Source organism: Pseudomonas sp. CF161, from assembly GCF_000416215.1.
Taxonomy (GTDB): domain Bacteria; phylum Pseudomonadota; class Gammaproteobacteria; order Pseudomonadales; family Pseudomonadaceae; genus Aquipseudomonas.
The window spans coordinates 82,643-107,035 of sequence record NZ_ATLP01000060.1 but is presented as its reverse complement, the minus strand read 5'-3'; the positions used below and the strand labels follow the sequence as shown (position 1 = coordinate 107,035).

The following is a 24,393-nucleotide window of genomic DNA, read 5'->3' as shown; positions in this document are numbered from 1 at the left end:
TCCTGAACACCTGACTCTCCACGGTGGCCACCACCGTCCCCCATGCCGTTTATCCAGCAAAATACAAAGCATGCTAATTATTGCTTTGACATTCGCTGCCTAGGCAGTAACATCTCGACATACTTTCCCTGCCTAGGCAGCTAATGGGTGGTCAGATGAAGCATTACACGCCGGACAACTTCCAAAACTGCCACCTGGGGCTGCTGCTCGGGCGTGCTGCGTTGCTCAAGGACCGGATCATCGACACCCATATGGAGCCCCACGGCATCACGGCGGCGCAGTTCAAGGTGCTGATCATCATGGCTCAGTTCGGCGTCGACACCCCGGCCGAGCTGTGCCGCCACCTGTCCCTGGACAGCGGTTCGATGACGCGCATGCTCGACCGCCTGGAGCAGAAGGATTTCCTCGCCCGTCGGCGCTCCGAAGGCGACCGGCGCCAGGTGCAGCTGGTGCTCACCGAAGAAGGCCAGAAGCTCGCGGACCGTTTGCCCCACATCGGCGCGCAGGCCATGAATCAGCTGGCGGGCGCCATCAGCCCGCAAGAGCTGGAAACACTGGAACAGATCCTCAAGAAAATTTTGCTGGCAGCCGGTGACCCGATCACCGTGTTGCGGGTAGGTGATAAATGAGCAGTAAAACCTTGCGTAACCGCGTCAGCCTGGTGCTGCTGGCCATGAGCTTGGCCGGCTGTGCCAGCTACAGCGGCCTCGATACCGAAGGCGTGAGCCTCGATGCCAAGAGCCTCAAGGCCGGGCAGTCCCTCACGGGCGTGACCCTGTCGCCCGCGGCCTGGCCAAAGAATGACTGGTGGAAAAGCCTGGGCGACCCACAGCTTGACGGCCTGATCCAGGAAGCCCTGCACGACAGCCCGGATATGCAGATCGCCAGCGCTCGGGCCCATCAGGCCAGCGCCGCGGCCTACGCCGCCGATGCTTCGCGCATGCCGACCCTGGATGCCAGCGGCAGCGTCAGCCGTTCGCGCCTGGCCCGCGACCAGGACCCGAGCGGGCAAGGCGGCACCTACAGCACGGTGCGCAGCCTGGGGCTGAACTTCAATTACAACTTCGACCTCTGGGGCGGCCAGCGTGCCACCTGGGAAGCCGCGCTGGGTCAGGCCCGGGCTGCAGAAATCGACCGCCAGGCCGCGCAACTGACCCTGGCCGCCGACGTGGCCCGGGCCTACAGCGACCTGGGCCAGGCACACATCGTCCACGACCTGGCCAATGACGACCTCAAGCGCACCCAGCAGATGCTCGACCTGAGCCAGAAGCGCCTCAACTCCGGCATTGACAGCCAGTATCAGTACCAGCAGACCGAAAGCCTGGAGGCCAGCTCCCAGGCCACCCTGATCGATGCCGAGAAAAAACTGCAAAGCGCCAAGATCGCCCTGGCCGTGCTGCTCGGCAAGGGCCCGGACCGGGGCAATGAAATCGCCCGGCCCAAGGTGTTGCAGGCCAGCGCCGTGGCCTTGCCTTCCACCTTGCCCGCCGAACTGCTGGGCCGTCGCCCGGACCTGATCGCCGCCCGCTGGCGGGTCGAGGCCGCAGGCAGAAGCATCGACGCCGGCAAGACCCGCTTCTACCCCAACCTCAACCTCAGTGCCGCTGCCGGCACCCAGGCCCTGTTGGGAGATGCGATGTTCGGTTCCGCCAGCCGTTTCTTCAACATTGCGCCGACGATTTCGCTACCGATTTTCGACGGTGGCCGCTTGCGCGCCGACCTCGACGCGCGGGATGCCGACTACGACCTGGCGGTGGCCCAGTACAACAAAAGCCTGGTGACCGCCCTGGGGGATGTCAGCGACAGCATTTCCCAGTTGCGCGATATCGGCCGGCAGATCGCCGCCCAGCAACATGCCACCGATATTGCCCAGGAGTCTTACAACACCGTGGTCCAGCGTTTCGGTTCCGGCATCGGCAACTACCTGGACGTGCTCAGCATCGAGCAGCAATTGCTGCAGGCGCAGCGTCAGCTGGCGACCCTGAATGCCGAGCAGATCGACCTGTCGATTCAATTGATGCAGGCGTTGGGGGGCGGCTTCGAGGCCGGCAACCTGGCTTCGGCCACCCCGACCCCCGCCCCGCAGACTAAATAATTCGAGGACTTGTCATGGCCACTGCCGAGACTAACCAAACATCCGAAAACACCCCGGACACGAGCAATCCGCGCAAGCGCAAAATCATGCTGCTGGTCCTGGCGCTGATTGTGATCCTCGGCGGCATCGGCGTTTTCGCCTGGCACGAGCTGTACGGGCGCTGGAATGAAAGCACCGACGACGCCTACGTCAACGGCAACGTGGTGGAAATCACGCCGCTGGTGACCGGCACTGTGGTCAGCATCGGTGCCGACGACGGCGACCTGGTGCATGAAGGCCAGGTGCTGATCAACTTCGACCCCAATGATGCCCAGGTCGGGCTGCAAAGTGCCCAGGCCAACCTGGCTCGCACCGTGCGTCAGGTGCGCGGCTTGTACAGCAATGTCGACGGCATGAGAGCCCAGGTGGCGGCGCAGAAAGCCGAGGTGCAAAAAGCCCAGGACAACTTCAATCGGCGGAAAAACCTGGCCGCCAGCGGCGCGATCTCCCAGGAAGAGCTGTCCCATGCCCGGGATGACCTGACCTCGGCGCAAAACGCCCTGGCCAACGCCCAGCAGCAACTCAACACCACTAATGCCCTGGTGGACGACACCGTGGTTTCGTCGCACCCGGACGTGCAGTCCGCCGCCGCCCAGTTGCGCCAGGCCTACCTGACCAACGCCCGCAGCACGCTGATTGCACCGGTCACCGGTTATGTGGCCAAGCGCACCGTGCAACTGGGGCAGCGGGTCCAGCCCGGCACTGCGTTGATGGCGGTCATCCCGCTGAATCAGCTGTGGATCGACGCCAACTTCAAAGAAACCCAGCTGCGTGACATGCGCATCGGCCAGCCGGTGGATATCGAAGCCGACCTCTACGGCAGCGATGTCAAATACAGCGGCACCATCGACAGCCTGGGGGCTGGCACCGGCAGTGCCTTTGCCTTGCTCCCGGCGCAGAACGCCACCGGTAACTGGATCAAGATCGTGCAGCGGGTGCCCGTGCGCATCCACATCAATGCCGAGGAGCTGGCGCAGCACCCACTGCGGGTCGGCCTGTCGACCCTGGTCAACGTCAACCTGCACGACCAGAGCGGCCCGGTACTGGCCCAGCAACCCCCGCAAAAAGCCTCGTTCAGCACCAACATCTACGACCGCCAGTTGGGCGAAGCCGACGCCATGATCGCGCGCCTGATCCACGACAACAGCGCTGCCATCGGCAAGACCGCGCAGCGCTGATCCGCCAATCCGCCAGTCGCGGCCCTTGAGGGCCGCGGCGCCAGCCTCGTTCCAAAGGATTCGCGATGAGCAATAACGCGTCTTTCACGCCGCCCAGCCTGCTGCTCAGTACCATCGGCCTGTCCCTGGCGACGTTCATGCAGGTGCTCGATACCACCATCGCCAACGTGGCCTTGCCGACCATTTCCGGCAACCTGGGGGTGAGTTCCGAGCAGGGCACCTGGGTCATCACCTCGTTTGCCGTGAGCAACGCCATCGCCTTGCCGCTGACCGGCTGGTTGAGCCGGCGTTTCGGCGAAGTGAAGCTGTTTATCTGGGCCACCATTCTGTTTGTGCTGGCCTCGTTTCTGTGCGGTATTTCCACCTCGATGCCCGAGCTGGTGGGCTTTCGCGTGTTGCAGGGGGTGGTGGCGGGACCGTTGTACCCGATGACCCAGACCCTGTTGATCGCGGTCTATCCGCCGGCGAAAAGGGGCATGGCCCTGGCGCTGCTGGCGATGGTCACGGTGGTCGCGCCGATTGCCGGGCCGATCCTCGGTGGCTGGATCACCGACAGTTACAGTTGGCCGTGGATCTTCTTTATCAACGTGCCGATCGGTCTGTTTGCCGCCTGGGTGGTCAAGCAGCAACTGAAGGCGCGGCCGGTGGTCACCAGTCGCCAGCCGATGGACTACATCGGCCTGCTGAGCCTGATCGTCGGCGTCGGCGCGCTGCAGGTGGTACTGGACAAGGGCAACGACCTGGATTGGTTTGAATCCAACTTCATCGTCATCGGCACGCTGATTTCGGTGATTGCCCTGGCGGTGTTCGTGATCTGGGAAATGACCGACCGTCACCCGGTGGTCAACCTGCGGCTGTTCGCCTATCGCAACTTTCGCATCGGCACCATTGTGCTGGTGGGCGGGTATGCCGGGTTCTTCGGCATCAACCTGATCCTGCCGCAGTGGTTGCAGACCCAGATGGGCTACACCGCCACCTGGGCCGGGCTGGCGGTGGCGCCGATCGGTATCCTGCCGGTGCTGATGTCGCCTTTTGTCGGCAAGTACGCCCACAAGTTCGACCTGCGGCTGCTGGCCGGGCTGGCGTTCCTGGCGATTGGCCTGAGCTGCTTCATGCGCGCCGGGTTCACCAGTGAGGTGGACTTCCAGCACATCGCCCTGGTGCAGCTGTTTATGGGGATCGGGGTGGCGCTGTTCTTCATGCCGACCCTGAGCATCCTGATGTCGGACCTGCCACCGCACCAGATTGCCGACGGTGCGGGCCTGGCGACCTTCCTGCGGACCCTGGGCGGCAGCTTTGCAGCGTCGCTCACCACCTGGATCTGGATCCGTCGGGCCGACCAGCACCACGCCTATATGAGCGAAAGCATCAGCACCTTCGACCCCGCGACCCGCGAGGCCCTGAACAACCTCGGCGGGGCCAGCACCAAGGCCTATGCGCAACTGGACCAGGTGCTGACCAGCCAGGCCTACATGCTGTCGACCGTCGACTACTTCACCCTGTTGGGCTGGGTGTTCATGGGGTTGATTCTGCTGGTTTGGCTGGCCAAACCGCCGTTTGCAGCCAAGGCCGGTCCGGCTTCAGGCGGCCACTGAGGCGCAACCTGTGGTGATGGAGCACGCTCTTTCACCACAGGGGGCTTACTGGCTGGGAAGGGCTAGCTGAGTCGGTACGAAATCGAACGCCGCCAGTTGGAAACCCTGCTCGTCGACCTGCAAGGCCCAACCCTGACGATCCCAATCCCCCAGCACGATGCGCTTGGCCGCCTGCTCGCCCAGTTGCAGCTTGTGGATGGCAGGGCGGTGGGTGTGGCCGTGGACCAGGGTGTGGACGCCAAACGCCTGCATCACCCGCGGTACTTCTTCGGGTGTCACATCGACGATGTCGTTGGCTTTCATCCGGGTTTGCGCGCGGCTTTCGTTGCGCAGCTTGCGCGCCAGCCGGTGCCGGGTGCGCAACGGCAAGTGCCGCAGAATCCACAGGGTGAGCGGGTTGCGCAGGTAGCGGCGCAGGCGCATGTAGGCTTCGTCACGGGTGCAGAGGCTGTCACCGTGCATCAACAGCACCGGCTCACCGTAGAAGTCGACCACGCTCGGGTCCTTGAGCAGGGTGGCGCCGGCCGCCTTGCAGAAGGCTTTGCCGAGCATGAAGTCGCGATTGCCATGCATCAGGAAAATCTGCGTACCGCTGTCGCTCAATTCCCGCAGGGCCTGGCAAATGGAAAGCTGGTAGGGGCTCATGGCGTCGTCGCCGACCCACACCTCGAAGAAATCACCGAGGATGTACAGCGCCTGTGCCTCGCGGGCACGCCCGCCGAGTAAATCCAGAAACGCCCGGGTGATGTCCGGGCGCTCCTGTTCCAGATGCAAGTCTGAAATCAGCAATATCACTCAATGATCTCGGCTTTCTCGATGATCACGTCGTCTGCTGGTACGTCCTGGTGGCCGCCTTTCATGGTGGTGGAGACGCCCTTGATCTTGTCGACCACGTCGCTGCCTTCAACCACTTTGCCGAAGACTGCGTAGCCCCAGCCCTGGGTGGTCTTGCCGCTGTGGTTGAGGAAGCTGTTGTCGGCGACGTTGATGAAGAACTGCGCGGAGGCCGAATGCGGCTCCATGGTGCGAGCCATGGCCACGGTGTACTTGTCGTTGGAAAGACCGTTGTCCGCTTCGTTCTGGATGCTGGCGCGCTTGTCTTTCTTTTCTTTCATGCCTGGCTCGAAACCGCCGCCCTGGATCATGAAGTTGCCGATGACACGGTGGAACACGGTGTTTTCGTAGTGGCCGGCCTTAACGTATTCGATGAAGTTGGCCACGGTGACCGGGGCTTTCTCGGCGTTCAGTTCCAGCACGATGTCGCCGTGGTTGGTGGTCAGTTTGACTTGGGTCATGATCGGTACTCTTTCAAGTAGTGCGTGGTTCAAGGAATTCGTGGGTCTCGGGGCGCTGATACGGCCTGCGGGCCCCGAACCGTACGGGCTGAAATCAGCCACGGTGCGCAGTTTAGCGTGAGGCGCACGAAATTCGAGGCTGTTTTTTCATTTGAGTTGCATTAATAGCCGCAGTTTTCCAAGCGGCGCTGTCAGGCGCTTGGCCGCATCGGCTATAGTGTCCGTTTTTGATTGATCAGGCCGCACCCGGCCGCGCACTTGTACGTTCAAGGATCCTATGAGCAAGCCCACTGTCGACCCTACCTCGAATTCCAAGACTGGACCGGCCGTACCGGTCAACTTCCTGCGCCCGATCATCCAGGCGGACCTGGACTCGGGTAAGCACACGCAGATCGTGACCCGCTTCCCGCCTGAGCCCAACGGTTACCTGCACATCGGTCACGCCAAGTCGATCTGTGTGAACTTCGGCCTGGCCCAGGAATTCGGCGGCGTGACTCACCTGCGCTTCGACGACACCAACCCGGCCAAGGAAGACCAGGAATACATCGACGCCATCGAAAGCGACATCAAGTGGCTGGGTTTCCAATGGTCCGGTGAAGTGCGCTATGCCTCGAAGTACTTCGACCAGTTGTTCGACTGGGCGGTGGAGCTGATCAAGGCCGGCAAGGCCTATGTCGACGACCTGAGCCCCGAGCAAGCCAAGGAATACCGCGGCAGCCTGACCGAGCCGGGCAAGAACAGCCCGTTCCGCGAGCGCAGCGTCGAAGAAAACCTCGACTGGTTCAACCGCATGCGCGCCGGCGAGTTCCCGGACGGTGCACGGGTGCTGCGGGCCAAGATCGACATGGCCTCGCCGAACATGAACCTGCGCGACCCGATCATGTACCGCATCCGCCACGCCCACCACCACCAGACCGGTGACAAGTGGTGCATCTACCCCAACTACGACTTCACCCACGGTCAGTCGGACGCCATCGAAGGCATCACCCACTCGATCTGCACCCTGGAGTTCGAAAGCCATCGTCCGCTGTACGAGTGGTTCCTGGAGAACCTGCCGGTGCCGGCCAACCCGCGCCAGTACGAGTTCAGCCGCCTGAACCTGAACTACACCATCACCAGCAAGCGCAAGCTCAAGCAACTGGTGGACGAGAAGCACGTCAACGGTTGGGACGACCCGCGCATGTCGACCCTGTCGGGCTTCCGTCGTCGCGGCTATACCCCGGCGTCGATTCGTAATTTCTGCGAGATGGTCGGCACCAACCGCTCCGACGGTGTGGTCGATTACGGCATGCTCGAGTTCAGCATCCGTCAGGACCTCGACGCGAACGCCCCGCGCGCCATGTGCGTGCTGCGTCCGTTGAAAGTCGTGATCACCAACTACCCGCAAGGCCAGGTCGAAGACCTCGAACTGCCGCGTCACCCACAGAAAGAAGAGCTGGGCGTACGCAAGCTGCCGTTCGCGCGTGAGATCTACATCGACCGTGACGACTTCATGGAAGAGCCGCCAAAAGGCTACAAGCGCCTGGAGCCCAACGGTGAAGTGCGCCTGCGCGGCAGCTACGTGATCCGCGCCGATGAAGCGATCAAGGACGCCGAGGGCAACATCGTCGAACTGCGCTGCTCCTATGACCCAGAGACCCTGGGCAAGAACCCTGAAGGCCGCAAGGTCAAGGGTGTGGTGCACTGGGTGCCGGCTGCCGCCAGCGTCGAGTGCGAAGTGCGCCTGTACGATCGTCTGTTCCGTTCTCCGAACCCGGAGAAGGCCGAGGACAGCGCCAGTTTCCTGGACAACATCAACCCTGACTCCCTGCAAGTGCTCACTGGTTGTCGTGCCGAACCCTCGCTGGGCAACGCACAGCCGGAAGACCGTTTCCAGTTCGAGCGCGAAGGTTACTTCTGCGCGGATATCAAGGACTCGAAACCCGGTCAGCCGGTATTCAACCGTACCGTGACCCTGCGCGACTCCTGGGGCCAGTGATTCAGTCAAGGAACTAAAGTGCTAACGATCTACAACACGCTCACCAAGAGCAAAGAAGTCTTCAAACCGCTGGATGGCAACAAAGTGCGCATGTACGTGTGCGGCATGACCGTGTACGACTACTGCCACATCGGCCACGGCCGCAGCATGGTTGCCTTTGACCTGGTGACCCGCTGGTTGCGTTTCAGCGGTTATGACCTGACCTACGTGCGTAACATCACCGACATCGAAGACAAGATCATCAATCGCGCGCGGGAGAACGGCGAGCCGTTCGACGCGCTGACCGAGCGCATGATCACCGCGATGCACGAGGACGAGGCGCGCCTCAATATCCTCAAGCCGGACCTGGAACCCCGTGCCACCGATCACATTCGGGGCATGCTGAGCATGATCCAGACCCTGATCGACAAGGGCTACGCCTACGCTCCGGGCAATGGCGACGTGTATTACCGCGTCGCCAAGTTCATGGGCTACGGCAAGCTGTCGCGCAAGAAGATCGAAGACCTGCGCATCGGCGCACGGATCGAAGTCGACGAGTCGAAACAGGACCCGCTGGACTTCGTGCTGTGGAAAGGCACCAAGCCGGGCGAGCCAAGCTGGCCTTCGCCGTGGGGCGACGGCCGTCCGGGCTGGCACATCGAATGCTCGGTGATGTCGACCTGCTGCCTGGGCGAGACCTTCGACATTCATGGCGGCGGCAGCGATCTTGAGTTCCCGCACCATGAAAACGAAATCGCCCAGAGCGAAGCGGCCACCGGCAAGACCTACGCCAACGCGTGGATGCATTGCGGGATGATTCGCATCAATGGCGAGAAGATGTCCAAGTCCTTGAACAACTTCTTCACCATTCGCGACGTGCTGGCCAAGTACCACCCGGAAGTCGTGCGTTACCTGCTGGTGTCGAGCCATTACCGCAGCGCGATCAACTACTCGGAAGACAACCTCAAGGACGCCAAAGGTGCCCTGGAGCGTTTCTACCACGCGCTCAAAGGCCTGCCGAAAGTGGCCCCGGCCGGTGGCGAAGCCTTTGTCGAACGCTTCACCCAGGTGATGAACGACGACTTCGGCACCCCTGAAGCCTGCGCCGTGCTGTTCGAGATGGTGCGCGAGATCAACCGTCTGCGTGAGAGCGATCTTAATGCGGCGGCCGGTCTGGCGGCGCGTTTGCAAGAGCTGGCCAGTGTGCTCGGCGTGCTGCAACTGGAAGCCGATGACTTCCTGCAGGCCGGTGCCGAAGGGCGGGTCGATGCGGCTGAGGTCGAAGCGCTGATCCAGGCTCGCCTGCAAGCCCGTGCCGACAAGAACTGGGCGGAATCCGACCGTATCCGCGACCAGATCACCGCCATGGGCGTGGTCCTGGAAGACGGCAAGGGCGGCACCACCTGGCGTCTGGCTGACTGATTGCAGTCATAGCTACAAACAAAACCCGCCTGGTGCGGGTTTTTGTTTGCCAGCAGCCTTGCCGTCGCCGCGCTCAGCCCTGTAGCTGGCGCAGCCGCTTGTAGAGGGTGTTGCGGCTTACACCCAGGCGCCGGGCCAGGTGAGAAATGTTACCGCCCACCGCCTGGAGCATCTGATTCAGGTCCTCGGCGTCATGCCCATCCACTACCGGCGTTTCGACCGCTTCCATCTCCAGGTCGACAAAGAAATCATCCGGCAAATGCTCCGGGCGCACCGGTTGTTCCTCGGCCATGGCCAGGGCCACCTGCATCACGCTGCTGACCTGGCGCAAGTTGCCGGGCCAGGGGTGGCGTTCGAACAGGGCCTGTACCTCGCGGCTGAGCCCGGCCCATTGGCTGGGTTCGCGCTGCTGTTCCCAGATTTTCTGGAACAGCGCGGCTTTGTCGCTGCGTTCGCGCAGGGGCGGCAGTTCCAGGGTCAGGCCGCCGATGCGGTAATACAGGTCTTCCCTGAAGCGGCCGAGCTGCACCTGTTCGCGCAGGGAGCGGTTGGTGGCGGAGATGATCCGGATATCCACCGCGAACAGCTCGCTGCTGCCCACCGGCTGCACGCAGCGCTCCTGTAGCACCCGCAGCAGGCGCGCCTGGGTCGGCAGCGGCATATCGCCGATCTCATCGAGAAACAGCGTGCCTTTGTCGGCCTTGCGAATCAGCCCGATGCTGCCTTTGAGGCTGGCCCCGGTGAACGCCCCTTTTTCATAGCCGAACAGCTCGGACTCCACCAGTTCGGCGGGGATCGCCGCGCAGTTCACCGCAATCAGCGCCTGTTTGCTGCGCGAGCTGGCCTGGTGCAGGGCTTTGACGAACACTTCCTTGCCGACCCCGGTTTCACCGTGGATCAGCAGCGGGATGTCTTTTTCCAGCAGGCGCTCGGCCTGGCGCACGGCTTTTTCAACCCGGCTGTCGCCAAAGTGCAGGGCGTTGAGGCTGAGGGCCGACGCCGGGACGGGCGTCGGGGCGGCGCTGGGCTGGGCAAATACCCGGGCCTGGACCGGCCTGTGCCGGGGACGCTTGAGCAGGCAATGGAAGCGATTGCGCCCGGCGGCCTGCAGGGCGAAGGGCTGGCCTTCGGGCTGGTTGAGCAGTTCCAGCAACGACACCTGGAACAAGCTGTCGATGGCCACACGCGACAGACTGATCCCCAGCAGGTTGTCGGCGCGCCGGTTGGCCGAGAGCACCTGGCCGCTGTCGTCGAAGATCAGCAGCCCGGCCCATTGGCTGTCGAGGTTGTTCAGCCCGGTGTTGAAGGTCAGCTGGAAGTGCTGGCCGTGGAACAGATTGAGGATCAGCCGGTTCTCCACCGTCTGGCTCATCATCTTGACCATGCCCAGGGTGTGGGAGGGCGGCAGGTAGCTGTCGCTGGACACATCCAGCACCGCGATCACCCGGCGCTCGGTGTCGAAGATCGGTGCGGCGGAGCCGGTCATGAAGCGGTTGGCCTTGAGAAAATGCTCGTCGTGCTCGATGTGCACCGCCTGCTCGCAGGCCAGGGCGGTGCCGATGGCGTTGGTACCGGTGCAGTCTTCCCGCCAACTGACACCGGTATTGAAGCCGTGGGCCAGGCGCGGCTCGATAAAGCGCTGGGTGCCCCAGGAGGTGAGGACCTGGCCCCGGTTGTCGGCCAGCATGATCAGGCAATTGGAGTTGCTGAGGATGTTCTCGTAATAGGGCAGCACTTCCTGATGCGTGGTCTGCACCAGGGAATGCTGGCTTTCGAGCAGTTGCGCGATGCGCTCGGCGGGCAGTTGATCGAACACCGGGGAGCTTTGATGGTCGAGGCCGAACGCGCGGCAGCGCCGCCAGGAGTCCTTGATGATGGTGTCATGGGGCAACAGCGGGGCAGGAGCGCTCATGGCCGTGGGTCTCTTATTATTTTTCTTATTGAAGACAGCGTGTCGGGCTTGCTGGCGCCGCAGGCGGTGGCCGCAGCACAAGCCTTGGGTTGCAGAAAGCGTCTACCCAGTGTTGTTCACAATTGTTCATTGTCAACCGCGCAGCTGTTCAAGTGTTCAGCCAGAGCTGTTCATTTCTGTTCAGCAGTGAAAACGCGGCGGCCCCCTGTTTGCGCAAAACCGAACCTTATCAATGGCTTGCTGCAACCCCGGGTGATTGGCACGAAACTCGCTCTGCTGTCCCGGTCGCTTGACTCCAATAATAAAAAGGCCGAGCCATGTCACTTACCCTGGAACACGTCAGCCGTGTCGTCGAAGGCCAGACCTGGATCGATGACGCCAGCCTCAGTTTCCAACCCGGATCCTTCAATGTCCTGCTCGGCCGCACGCTGTCCGGCAAGACCAGCCTGATGCGGCTGATGGCCGGCCTGGACAAGCCTGACAGCGGTCGCATCCTGATGAACGGGGTCGACGTGACCCAGCGCCCGGTGCGCCTGCGCAATGTGTCGATGGTCTATCAGCAGTTCATCAATTACCCGACCATGACCGTGTTCGAGAACATCGCCTCGCCGCTGCGCCAGGCCGGGGTCTCGGCCGAGCAGATTCGCAGCAAGGTGCTGGAAACCGCGCAGATGTTGCGCATCGAGAAGTTCCTGCAGCGCTACCCCCTGGAGTTGTCGGGCGGCCAGCAGCAGCGCACGGCCATGGCCAGGGCGCTGGTCAAGGATGCCGACCTGATCCTGTTCGATGAACCCCTGGTCAACCTCGACTACAAGCTGCGCGAAGAATTGCGCCAGGAAATGCGCGAGCTGTTCAAGGCGCGCCACACCATTGCCATCTATGCCACCACCGAGCCCAACGAAGCCCTGGCCCTGGGTGGCACCACCACCATCCTCCACGAAGGCCGGGTGGTGCAGAGCGGCCAGACCGCCGAGGTTTACCACCAGCCGCAAACGGTGCTGGCCGCCGAGTTGTTCTCCGAACCGCCGATCAACCTGATGCCTGGGCGCATCGCCGGCAATGAAGTGAGCTTCGCCAATTTCGTGCACTTCCCGCTGAACGTCGATTTACGCCCGGTGGGCGAGGGCGAGTTCCGTTTCGGCGTGCGCCCCAGCCATATCTCCCTGGTGCCGAGCAATGACGATGACCTGGAGTTGGCGGTGACCGTCGAGGTGGCGGAAATCAGCGGCTCCGAGACCTTCCTCCATGTGCGCAACGAGCACTTCCTGCTGGTGCTGCATTTGCCCGGGGTGCACGAGTACGACGTCGACGCGCCGATCCGCATTTATATCCCGACCCACAAGCTGTTTGTGTTCGATGCCCAGGGCCGTCTGGTCCAGGCCCCCAGTCGTCGTGTCGCGAGGGTTGCCTGATGGCCGAGATCCGTTTGCACAACCTTGCCCACAGCTACAGTCGGACCCCGGCCGGGCCTGAAGACTATGCGATCCGCGAGATGAGCCATGTCTGGGAGCAGGGCGGGGCCTATGCCTTGCTGGGGCCGTCCGGCTGCGGCAAGTCGACCTTGCTCAATATCATTTCCGGGTTGCTCAGCCCGTCCGAGGGCCAGGTGCTGTTCGATGCCAAGGTGGTCAATCAGCTGACCCCGGAGAAACGCAACATCGCCCAGGTTTTCCAGTTTCCGGTGGTCTACGACACCATGACGGTGTTCGACAACCTGGCCTTCCCCCTGCGGAACCAGGGCATGGCCGAGGCCAGGATCCACAGCAAGGTCCAGGAAATCGCCGAAGTCCTGGATTTGCAGGCCCTGCTGGATAAAAAGGCGCGCAACCTCACCGCCGACGAGAAACAGAAGGTCTCCATGGGCCGGGGCCTGGTGCGCGATGACGTGTCGGCGATCCTGTTCGATGAACCGTTGACGGTGATCGACCCACACCTGAAGTGGAAACTGCGGCGCAAGCTCAAGCAGATCCATGAGCAATTCAACATCACCATGGTCTACGTGACCCACGACCAACTTGAAGCCTCGACCTTCGCCGACAAGATCGCCGTGATGTACGGCGGGCAGATCGTGCAATTCGGCACGCCCCGGGAGTTGTTCGAGCGACCCAGCCACACATTTGTCGGTTACTTCATTGGCAGCCCCGGGATGAACCTGATCCAGGTCCAGCCGCAACCTGGGGGCGTCGGTTTCGCCAGTACCCACCTGGCGCTGTCCGAGGCCTTGCAGCAACGCATCGCCGAGTCGCAATGGACCACCCTCAAGATCGGCATCCGCCCGGAATTCGTCCATGTGTGGGACGAGCCGTTTGATGACGCGTTGCAGGCCGCTGTCGTACATGTCGAAGACCTCGGCACCTACAAGATCATGACCCTCAAGCTCGATGGCCAACTGCTCAAGGTGCGCCTGGCCGAAGACAAGCCCGTGCCCCAGGGCACTGCGTACATCAGTTTTCCGGCGCAGTGGCTGATGGTCTATGCCGACGATTACCTGCTGGAGGTGCTGCCATGAACAAGGTGCAGAACAACAAGGCCTGGTGGCTGGTGCTGCCGGTGTTCCTGCTGGTGGCCTTCAGTGCAGTGATCCCGATGATGACCGTGGTCAACTATTCGGTGCAGGACATCTTCGATCAGTCGAGCCGTTATTTTGTCGGTGCCGATTGGTACCGCCAGGTGCTGCTCGACCCGCGCCTGCATGACTCGCTGCTGCGCCAGTTCATCTATTCGGCCTGTGTGCTGCTGATCGAAATCCCCCTCGGGATCGGCATCGCCCTGACCATGCCGACCAAGGGCCGCTGGTCGTCGCTGGTGCTGATTATCCTGGCGATCCCGCTGCTGATCCCGTGGAACGTGGTGGGCACCATCTGGCAGATTTTCGGCCGCGCCGATATCGGTCTGCTGGGGTCGAGCCTCAATGCCATGGGCATCAGCTACAACTACGCGGCCAACACCATGGACGCCTGGGTCACGGTGCTGGTGATGGACGTCTGGCACTGGACCTCCCTGGTGGCGCTGCTGTGTTATTCGGGACTACGGGCGATCCCGGATGTGTACTACCAGGCGGCGCGGATCGATCGGGCTTCGAGCTGGGCGGTATTCCGACATATCCAGTTGCCCAAGCTCAAGAGTGTGCTGTTGATCGCGGTGATGCTGCGCTTTATGGACAGCTTCATGATCTACACCGAGCCTTTCGTACTCACCGGCGGCGGTCCGGGAAATGCCACCACCTTCCTCAGCCAGACCCTGACCCAAATGGCCGTCGGCCAATTCGACCTTGGCCCGGCGGCGGCTTTTTCGCTGGTGTACTTCCTCATCATCCTGTTGGTGTCCTGGCTGTTCTACACCGCCATGACCCACTCCGACGCCAACCGTTGAGGCCAGACTCCCATGAAGAAGGTCATTCCTCTGCTGGTCTACATTCTGTTTCTGCTGGTGCCGATCTACTGGCTGCTGAACATGTCCTTCAAGAGCAACAGCGAAATCCTTGGCGGCCTGACGCTGTTCCCCCAGGATTTCACCCTGGCCAACTACAAGGTGATCTTTACCGATCCCAGCTGGTACAGCGGTTACCTCAATTCGCTGTACTACGTGAGCCTGAATACGGTGATCTCCCTCAGCGTGGCGCTGCCGGCGGCGTACGCGTTTTCCCGGTATCGGTTCCTTGGCGACAAGCACCTGTTCTTCTGGCTGCTGACCAACCGCATGGCGCCGCCGGCGGTGTTCCTGCTGCCGTTTTTCCAGCTGTATTCCTCCATCGGCTTGTTCGACACCCACATTGCGGTGGCGCTGGCCCACTGCCTGTTCAACGTGCCGCTGGCGGTGTGGATCCTCGAGGGGTTCATGTCGGGGGTGCCCAAGGAAATCGACGAAACCGCCTACATCGATGGCTATGGTTTTCCCAAGTTCTTCATCAAAATTTTCATCCCGCTGATTGGCTCGGGGATCGGCGTCACGGCGTTTTTCTGCTTTATGTTTTCCTGGGTCGAGCTGCTGCTGGCGCGCACCCTGACCTCGGTCAATGCCAAGCCGATCGCTGCGGTCATGACCCGCACGGTGTCGGCTTCAGGCATCGACTGGGGGGTACTGGCGGCGGCCGGGGTGCTGACCATCCTGCCGGGCATGCTGGTGATCTGGTTTGTTCGCAACCACGTGGCCAAGGGCTTTGCCCTGGGCCGGGTCTGAGGAACTGATGATGGAATGGATGGCCTGGACCACGCCCACGGCAGCGTTCTTTGTCGCAATCGCCTTGATCCTCACCGGCATGACCACCTGGGAGTTGCGCTCGCCCAGCATCCCGCGACGGGGCTTGTTACCGATTGCCACCACCCGTGGCGATCGGCTGTTTATTGGTCTTCTCGGCAGTGCCTACCTGCACCTGATGGTGATTGGCCTGACCGACTGGAGCATTTGGGTGGCGTCCGCGCTGTCCCTGGTGTGGCTGTTGGCTGTGATGCGTTGGGGTTAGCTGTGCGGTGTTCGGCGACCCCGCTCCGAAATTTAACCAGGAGGTCTCTATGTTCGACAAAAACAATAAGCTGCGACATAGCGTTTCATTGGCAGCCATGCTGGCTCTCAGCGGGTTGAGCGCTACGGCCTGGGCCGACGCCTATGAAGACGCGGCGAAGAAATGGATAGGCAGCGAATTCAAGCCGTCCACCTTGAGCGAAGCCCAGCAGCTGGAAGAGCTGAAGTGGTTCATCAAGGCCGCCGAGCCGTTTCGTGGCATGAAAATCAACGTGGTCTCGGAAACCCTGACCACCCACGAGTACGAGTCCAAGGTGCTGGCCAAGGCCTTCAGCGAAATCACCGGGATCAAGCTGACCCACGACTTGCTGCAAGAAGGCGATGTGGTGGAAAAACTGCAGACCCAGATGCAGTCCGACAAAAATATCTACGATGGCTGGGTGAACGATTCGGACCTGATCGGCACGCACTTTCGCTACGGCAAGACCGAATCCATCACCGACCTGATGGCCAATGAAGGCAAGAACTTCACCTCGCCGACCCTGGATATCAAGGATTTTATCGGCATCTCCTTTACCACCGCGCCAGACGGCAAGATCTACCAACTGCCGGACCAGCAGTTCGCCAACCTCTACTGGTTCCGCGCCGACTGGTTCGAACGCGCGGACCTGAAAGCCAAGTTCAAGGAAAAATACGGCTACGAGCTGGGGGTGCCGGTCAACTGGTCGGCTTATGAAGACATCGCCAAGTTCTTCACCGAGGACGTCAAGGAGATCGACGGCAAGCGGGTCTACGGCCACATGGACTACGGCAAGAAGGACCCGTCCCTGGGGTGGCGCTTCACCGATGCCTGGTTCTCCATGGCCGGTGGCGGCGACAAGGGCCTGCCCAACGGCTTGCCGGTGGACGAGTGGGGGATTCGCGTCGAGGACTGCCACCCGGTGGGCTCCAGCGTGACCCGTGGCGGCGACACCAACGGCCCGGCAGCGGTGTTCGCCACGCAGAAGTACGTCGACTGGCTCAAGGCCTATGCACCACCGGAAGCGGCCGGCATGACGTTCTCCGAGTCCGGGCCGGTGCCGTCCCAGGGCAACATCGCCCAGCAGATCTTCTGGTACACCGCTTTCACCGCCGACATGACCAAGCCGGGTCTGGCGGTGATGAACGCCGACGGCACGCCGAAATGGCGCATGGCACCTTCGCCGCGCGGGCCCTACTGGGAAGAGGGCATGAAGCTGGGTTATCAGGACGTGGGCTCCTGGACTTTCATGAAATCCACCCCTGAGAAACAGAAACTCGCGGCCTGGCTCTATGCACAGTTCGTGACCTCGAAAACCGTGTCGCTGAAGAAAACCATCGTCGGCCTGACGCCGATCCGTGAATCGGACATCAACTCGCAAGCCATGACCGACCTGGCGCCGAAGCTCGGTGGCCTGGTGGAGTTCTATCGCAGCCCGGCCCGGGTGCAATGGACCCCGACCGGCACCAACGTGCCGGACTACCCTCGTCTGGCGCAGTTGTGGTGGAGCCATATTTCGGAAGCCGCCAGCGGCGAGAAAACCCCGCAACAAGCCCTCGATGGCCTGGCCAAGGACCAGGACGCGATCATGACCCGGCTTGAGCGCTCGAAAGTGCAACCGGTGTGCGGGCCGAAAATGAACCCCGAGCGCGACGCGCAATACTGGTTCGATCAACCCGGCGCGCCGAAACCGAAACTGGCCAACGAGAAGCCCAAGGGCGAGACCGTGAGCTACAACGAACTGATCAAGTCGTGGGAGGCGGCGCGCAAATAATAGCGGCCGGTTGCGACAGAGACGGCACCTTCGGGTGCCGTTTTTCTGTGTGGCGTTTGCTAGTCGTGCCCCATCGCTCGGCGCTGCCGGGCTGGCCTTTGCCGCCTGGACGTCCATCAGCCGGGGCGTCGAGGCCTTCCAGTCGTTGCGAGAATCTTTGCCGTTTCATCACCCACCCCCACTCGGTTTATTAGCCTGTGGCTCAACCTTACTGCCTGGGCCGGAGATTGGCTGTCAGGCAGGTTGGCAAAGGTTGAAGGGTTTTTCTGTAAATGCCGGGTAAGAAGGGCAGGGCCTGAATGCAGAACGGCGCCCGAAGGCGCCGTTCTGTTGTGCTGCAGTTCGCCCTTGAGCGATCAGCCCGCGAGGCCTGCCTGCTGGACCAGGGTCAGCAGCGGTTGCGGGTAGACGCCGAGGAAGAACGCCAGGAGGGCGATGGCCAGCAGCATCACGCCGCCTGCCTTTTGCTCCCAGTGCAATTGCGCATCGTGGCGACGCAGGTTCGGCTCGATCAGGTACAGGGTGACCATCACGCGCAGGTAGTAGAAGACGCCGATGGCGCTGCCCAGTACCAGGGAACCCACCAGCCACCACTGGTGCGACTCGACACCGGTGGCAATGATGTAGAACTTGCCGATAAAGCCTGCGGTGAGCGGGATACCGGCCAGGGACAGCATCATCACGGTCAGTACGGCGGTCAGGTACGGACGGCGCCAGAACAGGCCGCGGTATTCGTACAGGGCGTCTGCGTCGCGGCCTTTGTAAGGCGAGGACATCAGGGTGATCACGCCAAATGCGCCGAGGCTGGTGATGACGTAGGTGACCAGGTACACGCCGATGGCTTCCAGGGCCAGGCCCTTGCTCGCCACCAGGGCGATCAGCAGGTAACCGAAGTGGGCGATGGACGAGTAACCCAGCAGACGCTTGAGGTTGCTCTGGGTCAGCGCCAGCAGGTTACCGAACAGGATCGACGCCACGGCGATCACGCTGAGCACGGTGCTCAACACGCCGCTGCTGGCCGCTGGCGAGATCTGGAACAAGCGCACCATCACTGCAAACACCGCCACCTTGGAAGCGGTAGCCAGGAACGCCGCCACCGGTGCCGGAGCACCTTCGTAGACGTCCGGGGTCCAGAGGTGGAACGGCACCAGCGACAGTTTGAACGCCAGGCCGATCAGCATCATGCCCAGGCCCAACTGCGCCAGGGAGCTTGGCAGGCCGGTGGCCGCGATGGCCTGGCCGATGCCGACGAAGCTCAGGCTGCCGGCATCGGCGTAGAGCATGGCCATGCCGAACAGCAGGAACGCGGAACCGGCGGCCGACAGCACCATGTACTTGATGCCGGCTTCCAGGGACCGCTTGTTGAAGAAGGCATAGGCCACCAGGCCGTAGACCGGTACCGACAGCAGCTCCAGGCCGATGAACAAGCCCGCCAGGTGCTGCGCGCTGACCAGGACCAGGCCACCGGCGGCGGCCATCAGGATCAGCAGGTACAGCTCTTCACGGTTGCCCGGGTAACCGGTACCGCCATCGCCGAGGTAGGCGTGGGCGAGGGTCACACAGGCCAGGGTGGCGACCAGGATCAACGCCATGTACAGGCAGGCGAACGCGTCGATCTGCAGCAGTGGGGTCACGGCCAGTGGCGCGACTTTCAAGGCCGGGAGGATCGACAGCAAGGCCAGGTTCAGACCGGCCACGGAGATCAGGAAGGTCTGCGAGTGGTTGCGGCGCCATGCGATCGCCAGCATCACCACGATGATCGTGGCGCTGGTGATCAACAACGGCGCTAGCGCGATAAAGTGTTGAATCGTGAATTCCATAGCGCTCTTACCGTGCCGAAGCGAGTTGAGTGAAGGCGGTACCGAGCCATTGCTGCACGCCATGCATCGTGGCGGCAGAGGTATCGAGGAACGGTTGCGGGTAGACGCCGATGTAGATCAGCAACACCGCAAGGCCGAGCACCATGATCAGTTCGCGAGCATCCATGCCATGCAGGACCGCATCCGACTTGGACGGGCCGAAGTAGGCACGGTGGATCATGATCAGCGAGTAGACCGAACCGAACACCAGGCCCGAGGTAGCAATCGCCGTGATCCATGGCGCGGCGACAAAGGTGCCGATCAGGATCAGGAACTCGCCGACGAAGTTGCCAGTGCCCGGCAAGCCCAGGGAAGCGGCGGCAAAGAACAGGCTGATGGCCGGCAGGTAGGCGATCTTCGACCACAGGCCACCCATTTCACGCATGTCGCGGGTGTGGGTGCGCTCGTACAACTGGCCGCTGAGGATAAACAGCGCGGCTGCCGAAACACCGTGGGCCAGCATCTGGATCACCGCGCCTTGCAGGGCGAGCTGGCTGCCGGAATAGATCCCGATCAGCACGAAGCCCATGTGCGAAACGCTGGAGAAGGCGATCAGGCGCTTGATGTCGGTCTGGGCGAAGGCCAGGAACGCACCGTAGAAAATACCGATCAGACCCAGGGTCATGGCGATAGGGGCGAACTCGGCCGAGGCGTTCGGGAACAGCGGCAGGGCAAAGCGCAGCAGACCATAGGCAGCGGTCTTCAGCAGGATGCCCGCCAGGTCCACGGAACCGGCGGTGGGCGCCTGGGCGTGAGCATCAGGCAGCCAGGAGTGGAACGGCACCACTGGCAGCTTCACCGCGAAAGCGATGAAGAAGCCGAGCATCAGGATGTACTCGGTGGTCAGCGACATCTTGGTTTTCAACAGGTCGGCGTAGTTGAAGGTAATCACGCCGGTGGTGTTGAAGTTGACCAGGACCAGACCGAGGATCGCCACCAACATGATCAGGCCGGAAGCCTGGGTGAAGATGAAGAACTTGGTCGCCGCATAAATACGGGTCTTTTTGCCGTCCGAAGAACTGTGACCCCAGAGCGCGATGAGGAAGTACATCGGCACCAGCATCATTTCCCAGAAGAAGAAGAACATGAACAGGTCGAGGGCGAGGAACACGCCGACCACGCCGCCCAGGATCCACATCAGGTTCAGGTGGAAGAAGCCCACGTGACGCTGAATCTCTTTCCAGGAGCAGAGTACCGAGAGGATACCCAGCAGACCGGTCAGCAGGATCATCAGCAGCGACAGGCCGTCCAGCGCCAGGTGCACGCTGATGCCGAAGCGCTGGATCCAGACGTGCTTGAACTCAAGCGCCCAGGTCGGATCGGCGCCCGGCGCCGGTGCAAATGAATAGTCACCATGGGCCCACAGCCAGAGGCCGAGAGCGAGTTCCAGGGTCATGGTCAACAGCGCAATCCAGCGGGGGAGGGTGGCGCCGAAGCGCTCACCCATCCAGCACAGCAGGCCGCCGATGAAGGGGATCAGGATTAGCCAAGGCAGAATCATGACGGGCTCAATTCCTTTCGCAAGTTCGCAAGGTTCATGTCAGACCGCTACCAGCACGATGGCGCCGATAACCAGCACGGCACCAGCAGCCATCGAGGCGGCATACCAACGCAGTTGACCGGTTTCGGTACGGCTCAGGGCGTTGTGTCCGCCTTTGGCCATACGCGGGATCAAACCGATGGTCTGGTCGAGCGGGTCTTTGCGCAGTACGTGGCTGATGGCCAGATACGGCTTGACGAACAGTTTGTCGTAGATCCAGTCGAAGCCCCAGGCGGCGAACCACCAGGCCGAGAGCAGACGCCCGATGCCGCTGTTGGCGATGGCGGTCACAAAACGACGCTTGCCAAGGAACAACAGGGCTGCCAGCAGGATACCGGCCAGGGCGATGGCGCCCGAGGCGATTTCCAGGCTGTGCTTGGCTTCGCCGCCGGCATGGCCAACGCTCTGTGGCAGCACGCCGTGCAGCGGCGGAACGATCATCGCGCCAATGGCGGTGGACAATACGATCAGCACCGACAGCGGCAGCCAATGAGCGATGCCGTGACCGGCGTGGGCTTCGGTCTTCGCTTCACCGTGGAACGCGATGAAGATCAGGCGGAAGGTATACAGCGAAGTCATGAACGCACCGACCAGGCCGGCGTACAGCAGGCCATGGTTGCCGCTGGCGAAGGCTTCCCAGAGGATTTCGTCCTTGGAGTAGAAGCCCGCAGTCACCAGAGGCAGGGCCGCCAGGGCCGCGCCGCCGACGATGAAGCTGGCGTAGGCCAACGGCAGTTTTTTCCACAGGCCGCCCATCTTGAAGATGTTCTGCTCGTGGTGGCAGGCAACGATCACCGCACCGGAAGCAAGGAACAGCAGGGCCTTGAAGAAGGCGTGGGTCATCAGGTGGAAGATCGCGCCGTCCCAGGCGCCGACGCCCAGGGCCAGGAACATGTAGCCGATCTGGCTCATGGTCGAGTAGGCGAGGATCCGCTTGATGTCCGTCTGTACCAGCGCGGCAAAGCCGGCCAGGACCAGGGTCACGCCGCCGACCAGGCCCACCAGGTGCAGGATTTCCGGCGCCAGGGTGAACAGGCCGTGGGTACGGGCGATCAGGTAGACACCCGCGGTGACCATGGTCGCGGCGTGGATCAGTGCCGATACCGGAGTCGGGCCGGCCATCGCGTCCGCCAGCCAGGTCTGCAATGGCAGTTGCGCGGATTTACCGACAGCACCGCCCAGCAGCATCAGGGTCGCCAGGGTGATCCAGAAGTCGCCAGCCTGGAACTTCTGTGGTGCCAGCACCAGCAGTTCCTGGATGTTCAGCGTGCCCACCTGTTGGAACAGGATGAACAGACCGATGGCCATGAACACGTCGCCGATACGGGTGACGATAAAAGCCTTGAGTGCCGCGTTACCGTTGTTGCGGTTGCTGTAGTAGAAACCGATCAACAGGTAGGAGCACAGGCCCACGCCTTCCCAACCGAAGTACAGGAACAACAGGTTATCGCCCAGGACCAGGAACAGCATGCTGGCGATAAACAGGTTGGTGTAGGCGAAGAAGCGCGAGTAACCGGCTTCGCCGCGCATGTACCAGGACGCGAACAGGTGGATCAGGAAGCCGACACCGACCACGACGCCGAGCATGGTGATCGACAGGCCGTCGATGTACAGGGCGAAGTTGGGGGTGAAGTTTTCCACCGCCATCCACTGCCACAGCACCAGGGTGTAGTGGCCAGCCTCGGGCGGAGCGACGTTGAATTGCCAGATCACATAGGCCGCCACGATGGCCGAGAGGCCGATGGAGCCGACGCCGATCAGGGCAGAGAGGTTTTCCGAGAGGCGTCCACGGGAGAACGACAGCAGCAGGAAACCGATCAGGGGGAATACGAAAGTCAGAAAGATAAGGTTCATCCGCGCATCTCACTGGCAGCGTCGATATCGAGCGTATGGAAGCGGCGGTACAGCTGCAGCAGGATCGCCAGGCCAATACTGGCCTCGGCGGCTGCAAGGCTGATCACCAGGATGAACATGATCTGTCCATCCGGCTGCGCCCAACGGGCACCGGCCACGATGAACGCCAGGGCAGCGGCGTTCATCATGATTTCCAGGCTCATCAACACGAAGAGAATATTGCGGCGCACCATCAGGCCGACCAGGCCCAGGCAGAACAGGATGCCGGCGACTGCCAGGCCATGTTCCAGCGGGATAGAACCCATAGAGATAGTAGGCATGAGTTACTCCTTCGCCTCGTTGCGGCCCAGGTGGAATGCCGTGACCGCTGCAGCAAGCAGCAGCATCGAGGCGAGTTCGACCACCAGCAGGTAAGGACCAAACAGGCTGATGCCCACGGCCTTGGCGTCCACGGCGGTGTGACCGATGCTGGCGCCGCTCTGGTGGCTGAACAGCACATACAGCAGTTCAGCCAGCAGCAGGGCGCTGAGAATCACCGGTCCGATCCAGATGCCGGGCTTGAGCCAGATGCGCTCTTGCTGAACCGAGGCCGGGCCCAGGTTCAGCATCATCACCACGAACACGAACAGCACCATGATGGCGCCGGCATAGGCGATCACTTCCAGCACGCCGGCAAACGGCGCACCGAGACTGAAGAACGTCATGGCCACGGCGATCAGCGAAATGATCAGGTAGAGCAGGGCGTGCACAGGGTTAGTGTTGGTGATCACACGCAATGTGGACACAACGGCAACACCTGACGCGAAATAGAAAGCGAATTCCATCTTTCTTCCTTAAGGCAGCAAGCTCTTCACGTTGATCGGCTCGGCTTCGTTTTGCGCGGAGCCTTTTGGCTTACCGGCAATGGCCATACCTGCAACACGATAGAAGTTGTAATCAGGGTTTTTTCCGGGGCCGGAGATCAGCAGATCTTCTTTCTCGTAAACCAGGTCCTGACGTTTGAACTCGGCCATTTCGAAATCCGGCGTGAGCTGGATCGCGGTGGTCGGGCAGGCTTCCTCGCAGAGGCCGCAGAAAATGCAGCGCGAGAAGTTGATGCGGAAGAAGTCCGGGTACCAGCGACCGTCTTCGGTTTCAGCTTTCTGCAGCGAGATGCAACCCACCGGGCACGCCACGGCGCACAGGTTGCAGGCTACGCAGCGCTCTTCGCCGTCGGGATCACGGGTCAGGACGATGCGGCCGCGGTAGCGCGGTGGCAGGTACACGGCTTCTTCCGGGTACTGCAGGGTGTCGCGTTTGCGGAAGCCATGGCCGAAAACCATCACCAGGCTGCGCAACTGGGTACCAGTACCCTTAACGATGTCGCCAATATATTTGAACATGGGTCAAATCC

Annotated in this window: 21 protein-coding genes; 12 read left to right on the top strand and 9 right to left on the bottom strand. The window is 61.9% G+C overall.

Features of this window, described 5'->3' with window-relative positions; all coding sequences use genetic code 11:
• Positions 1-155 precede the first annotated feature (155 nt).
• The 4 genes from CF161_RS11625 to CF161_RS11610 all read left to right on the top strand — a co-directional run bounded on the left by CF161_RS11625 (position 156) and on the right by CF161_RS11610 (position 4,907).
• Entirely contained in the window at positions 156-629 is a 474-nt protein-coding gene (locus tag CF161_RS11625; RefSeq protein ID WP_020296769.1) for a MarR family winged helix-turn-helix transcriptional regulator, read from the top strand.
• A complete protein-coding gene (locus tag CF161_RS11620) occupies positions 626-2,095 on the top strand; it encodes an efflux transporter outer membrane subunit (RefSeq protein ID WP_020296768.1) in 1,470 nt (489 codons plus the stop codon). The genes CF161_RS11625 and CF161_RS11620 overlap by 4 nt, the downstream gene beginning before the upstream one ends.
• Before the next feature lie 14 nt (positions 2,096-2,109).
• A complete protein-coding gene (locus CF161_RS11615) occupies positions 2,110-3,312 on the top strand; it encodes an efflux RND transporter periplasmic adaptor subunit (RefSeq protein ID WP_020296767.1) in 1,203 nt (400 codons plus the stop codon).
• Between the two features lie 65 nt (positions 3,313-3,377).
• Positions 3,378-4,907: a DHA2 family efflux MFS transporter permease subunit gene (locus tag CF161_RS11610; protein ID WP_020296766.1), complete on the top strand. Its 1,530-nt coding sequence runs from the start codon at positions 3,378-3,380 to the stop codon at positions 4,905-4,907.
• Between the two features lie 45 nt (positions 4,908-4,952).
• Here the strand turns inward: CF161_RS11610 and lpxH are convergent, their stop codons facing one another.
• Complete coding sequence (lpxH, locus tag CF161_RS11605; RefSeq protein ID WP_020296765.1) at positions 4,953-5,702, bottom strand: UDP-2,3-diacylglucosamine diphosphatase; 750 nt, start codon at positions 5,700-5,702, stop codon at positions 4,953-4,955.
• Entirely contained in the window at positions 5,699-6,202 is a 504-nt protein-coding gene (locus tag CF161_RS11600; RefSeq protein ID WP_020296764.1) for a peptidylprolyl isomerase, read from the bottom strand. The genes lpxH and CF161_RS11600 overlap by 4 nt, the downstream gene beginning before the upstream one ends.
• Before the next feature lie 277 nt (positions 6,203-6,479).
• Between CF161_RS11600 and CF161_RS11595 the strand changes: the two genes are divergently transcribed.
• Both CF161_RS11595 and cysS read left to right on the top strand, forming a co-directional pair.
• The gene (locus CF161_RS11595) at positions 6,480-8,180 is read left to right on the top strand and encodes a glutamine--tRNA ligase/YqeY domain fusion protein (protein ID WP_020296763.1); all 1,701 of its coding nucleotides are present in this window, start codon (positions 6,480-6,482) and stop codon (positions 8,178-8,180) included.
• An 18-nt stretch (positions 8,181-8,198) separates the two neighbouring features.
• Positions 8,199-9,581 carry a cysteine--tRNA ligase gene (cysS, locus tag CF161_RS11590; protein ID WP_020296762.1) on the top strand — a complete coding sequence of 461 codons (1,383 nt, stop codon included), beginning with the start codon at positions 8,199-8,201 and terminating at the stop codon, positions 9,579-9,581.
• 73 nt (positions 9,582-9,654) lie between these two features.
• Here the strand turns inward: cysS and CF161_RS11585 are convergent, their stop codons facing one another.
• Positions 9,655-11,493, bottom strand: a complete 1,839-nt coding sequence (locus CF161_RS11585) for a sigma-54-dependent Fis family transcriptional regulator (protein WP_020296761.1) — start codon at positions 11,491-11,493, stop codon at positions 9,655-9,657.
• A gap of 317 nt (positions 11,494-11,810) precedes the next feature.
• Here CF161_RS11585 and CF161_RS11580 point away from each other — a divergent pair, with 317 nt between their 5' ends.
• From CF161_RS11580 to CF161_RS11555, 6 genes are read left to right on the top strand one after another with little or no spacing between them, the layout of a single operon-like run.
• A complete protein-coding gene (locus CF161_RS11580; protein WP_020296760.1) occupies positions 11,811-12,905 on the top strand; it encodes an ABC transporter ATP-binding protein in 1,095 nt (364 codons plus the stop codon).
• A complete protein-coding gene (locus tag CF161_RS11575) occupies positions 12,905-14,002 on the top strand; it encodes an ABC transporter ATP-binding protein (RefSeq protein ID WP_020296759.1) in 1,098 nt (365 codons plus the stop codon). Before CF161_RS11580 ends, CF161_RS11575 begins: the two co-directional genes overlap by 1 nt.
• Positions 13,999-14,865, top strand: a complete 867-nt coding sequence (locus CF161_RS11570; protein ID WP_020296758.1) for a carbohydrate ABC transporter permease — start codon at positions 13,999-14,001, stop codon at positions 14,863-14,865. Before CF161_RS11575 ends, CF161_RS11570 begins: the two co-directional genes overlap by 4 nt.
• 12 nt (positions 14,866-14,877) lie before the next feature.
• Complete coding sequence (locus CF161_RS11565; protein WP_020296757.1) at positions 14,878-15,672, top strand: carbohydrate ABC transporter permease; 795 nt, start codon at positions 14,878-14,880, stop codon at positions 15,670-15,672.
• A 10-nt stretch (positions 15,673-15,682) separates the two neighbouring features.
• Complete coding sequence (locus tag CF161_RS11560) at positions 15,683-15,955, top strand: DUF2160 domain-containing protein (RefSeq protein ID WP_020296756.1); 273 nt, start codon at positions 15,683-15,685, stop codon at positions 15,953-15,955.
• Positions 15,956-16,004: 49 nt separating this feature from the next.
• Positions 16,005-17,747, top strand: a complete 1,743-nt coding sequence (locus CF161_RS11555) for an ABC transporter substrate-binding protein (RefSeq protein ID WP_020296755.1) — start codon at positions 16,005-16,007, stop codon at positions 17,745-17,747.
• 356 nt (positions 17,748-18,103) lie between these two features.
• Here the strand turns inward: CF161_RS11555 and nuoN are convergent, their stop codons facing one another.
• The 6 genes from nuoN to nuoI are packed head-to-tail and all read right to left on the bottom strand — an operon-like array spanning position 18,104 to position 24,382.
• The gene (gene nuoN, locus CF161_RS11550) at positions 18,104-19,567 is read right to left on the bottom strand and encodes an NADH-quinone oxidoreductase subunit NuoN (RefSeq protein WP_020296754.1); all 1,464 of its coding nucleotides are present in this window, start codon (positions 19,565-19,567) and stop codon (positions 18,104-18,106) included.
• 7 nt (positions 19,568-19,574) lie between these two features.
• Positions 19,575-21,107: an NADH-quinone oxidoreductase subunit M gene (nuoM, locus tag CF161_RS11545; RefSeq protein WP_020296753.1), complete on the bottom strand. Its 1,533-nt coding sequence runs from the start codon at positions 21,105-21,107 to the stop codon at positions 19,575-19,577.
• Between the two features lie 39 nt (positions 21,108-21,146).
• On the bottom strand, positions 21,147-23,000 hold the full coding sequence (gene nuoL / locus CF161_RS11540; RefSeq protein WP_020296752.1) for an NADH-quinone oxidoreductase subunit L: 1,854 nt from the start codon (positions 22,998-23,000) through the stop codon (positions 21,147-21,149).
• Positions 22,997-23,305 (bottom strand): NADH-quinone oxidoreductase subunit NuoK, encoded by a 309-nt coding sequence (gene nuoK / locus CF161_RS11535; RefSeq protein ID WP_020296751.1) that lies wholly within the window; start codon positions 23,303-23,305, stop codon positions 22,997-22,999. The genes nuoL and nuoK overlap by 4 nt, the downstream gene beginning before the upstream one ends.
• An 18-nt stretch (positions 23,306-23,323) precedes the next feature.
• Positions 23,324-23,824 carry an NADH-quinone oxidoreductase subunit J gene (gene nuoJ / locus CF161_RS11530; RefSeq protein ID WP_020296750.1) on the bottom strand — a complete coding sequence of 167 codons (501 nt, stop codon included), beginning with the start codon at positions 23,822-23,824 and terminating at the stop codon, positions 23,324-23,326.
• 9 nt (positions 23,825-23,833) lie between these two features.
• On the bottom strand, positions 23,834-24,382 hold the full coding sequence (gene nuoI / locus CF161_RS11525; RefSeq protein ID WP_007920177.1) for an NADH-quinone oxidoreductase subunit NuoI: 549 nt from the start codon (positions 24,380-24,382) through the stop codon (positions 23,834-23,836).
• Between the last annotated feature and the right edge of the window lie 11 nt (positions 24,383-24,393).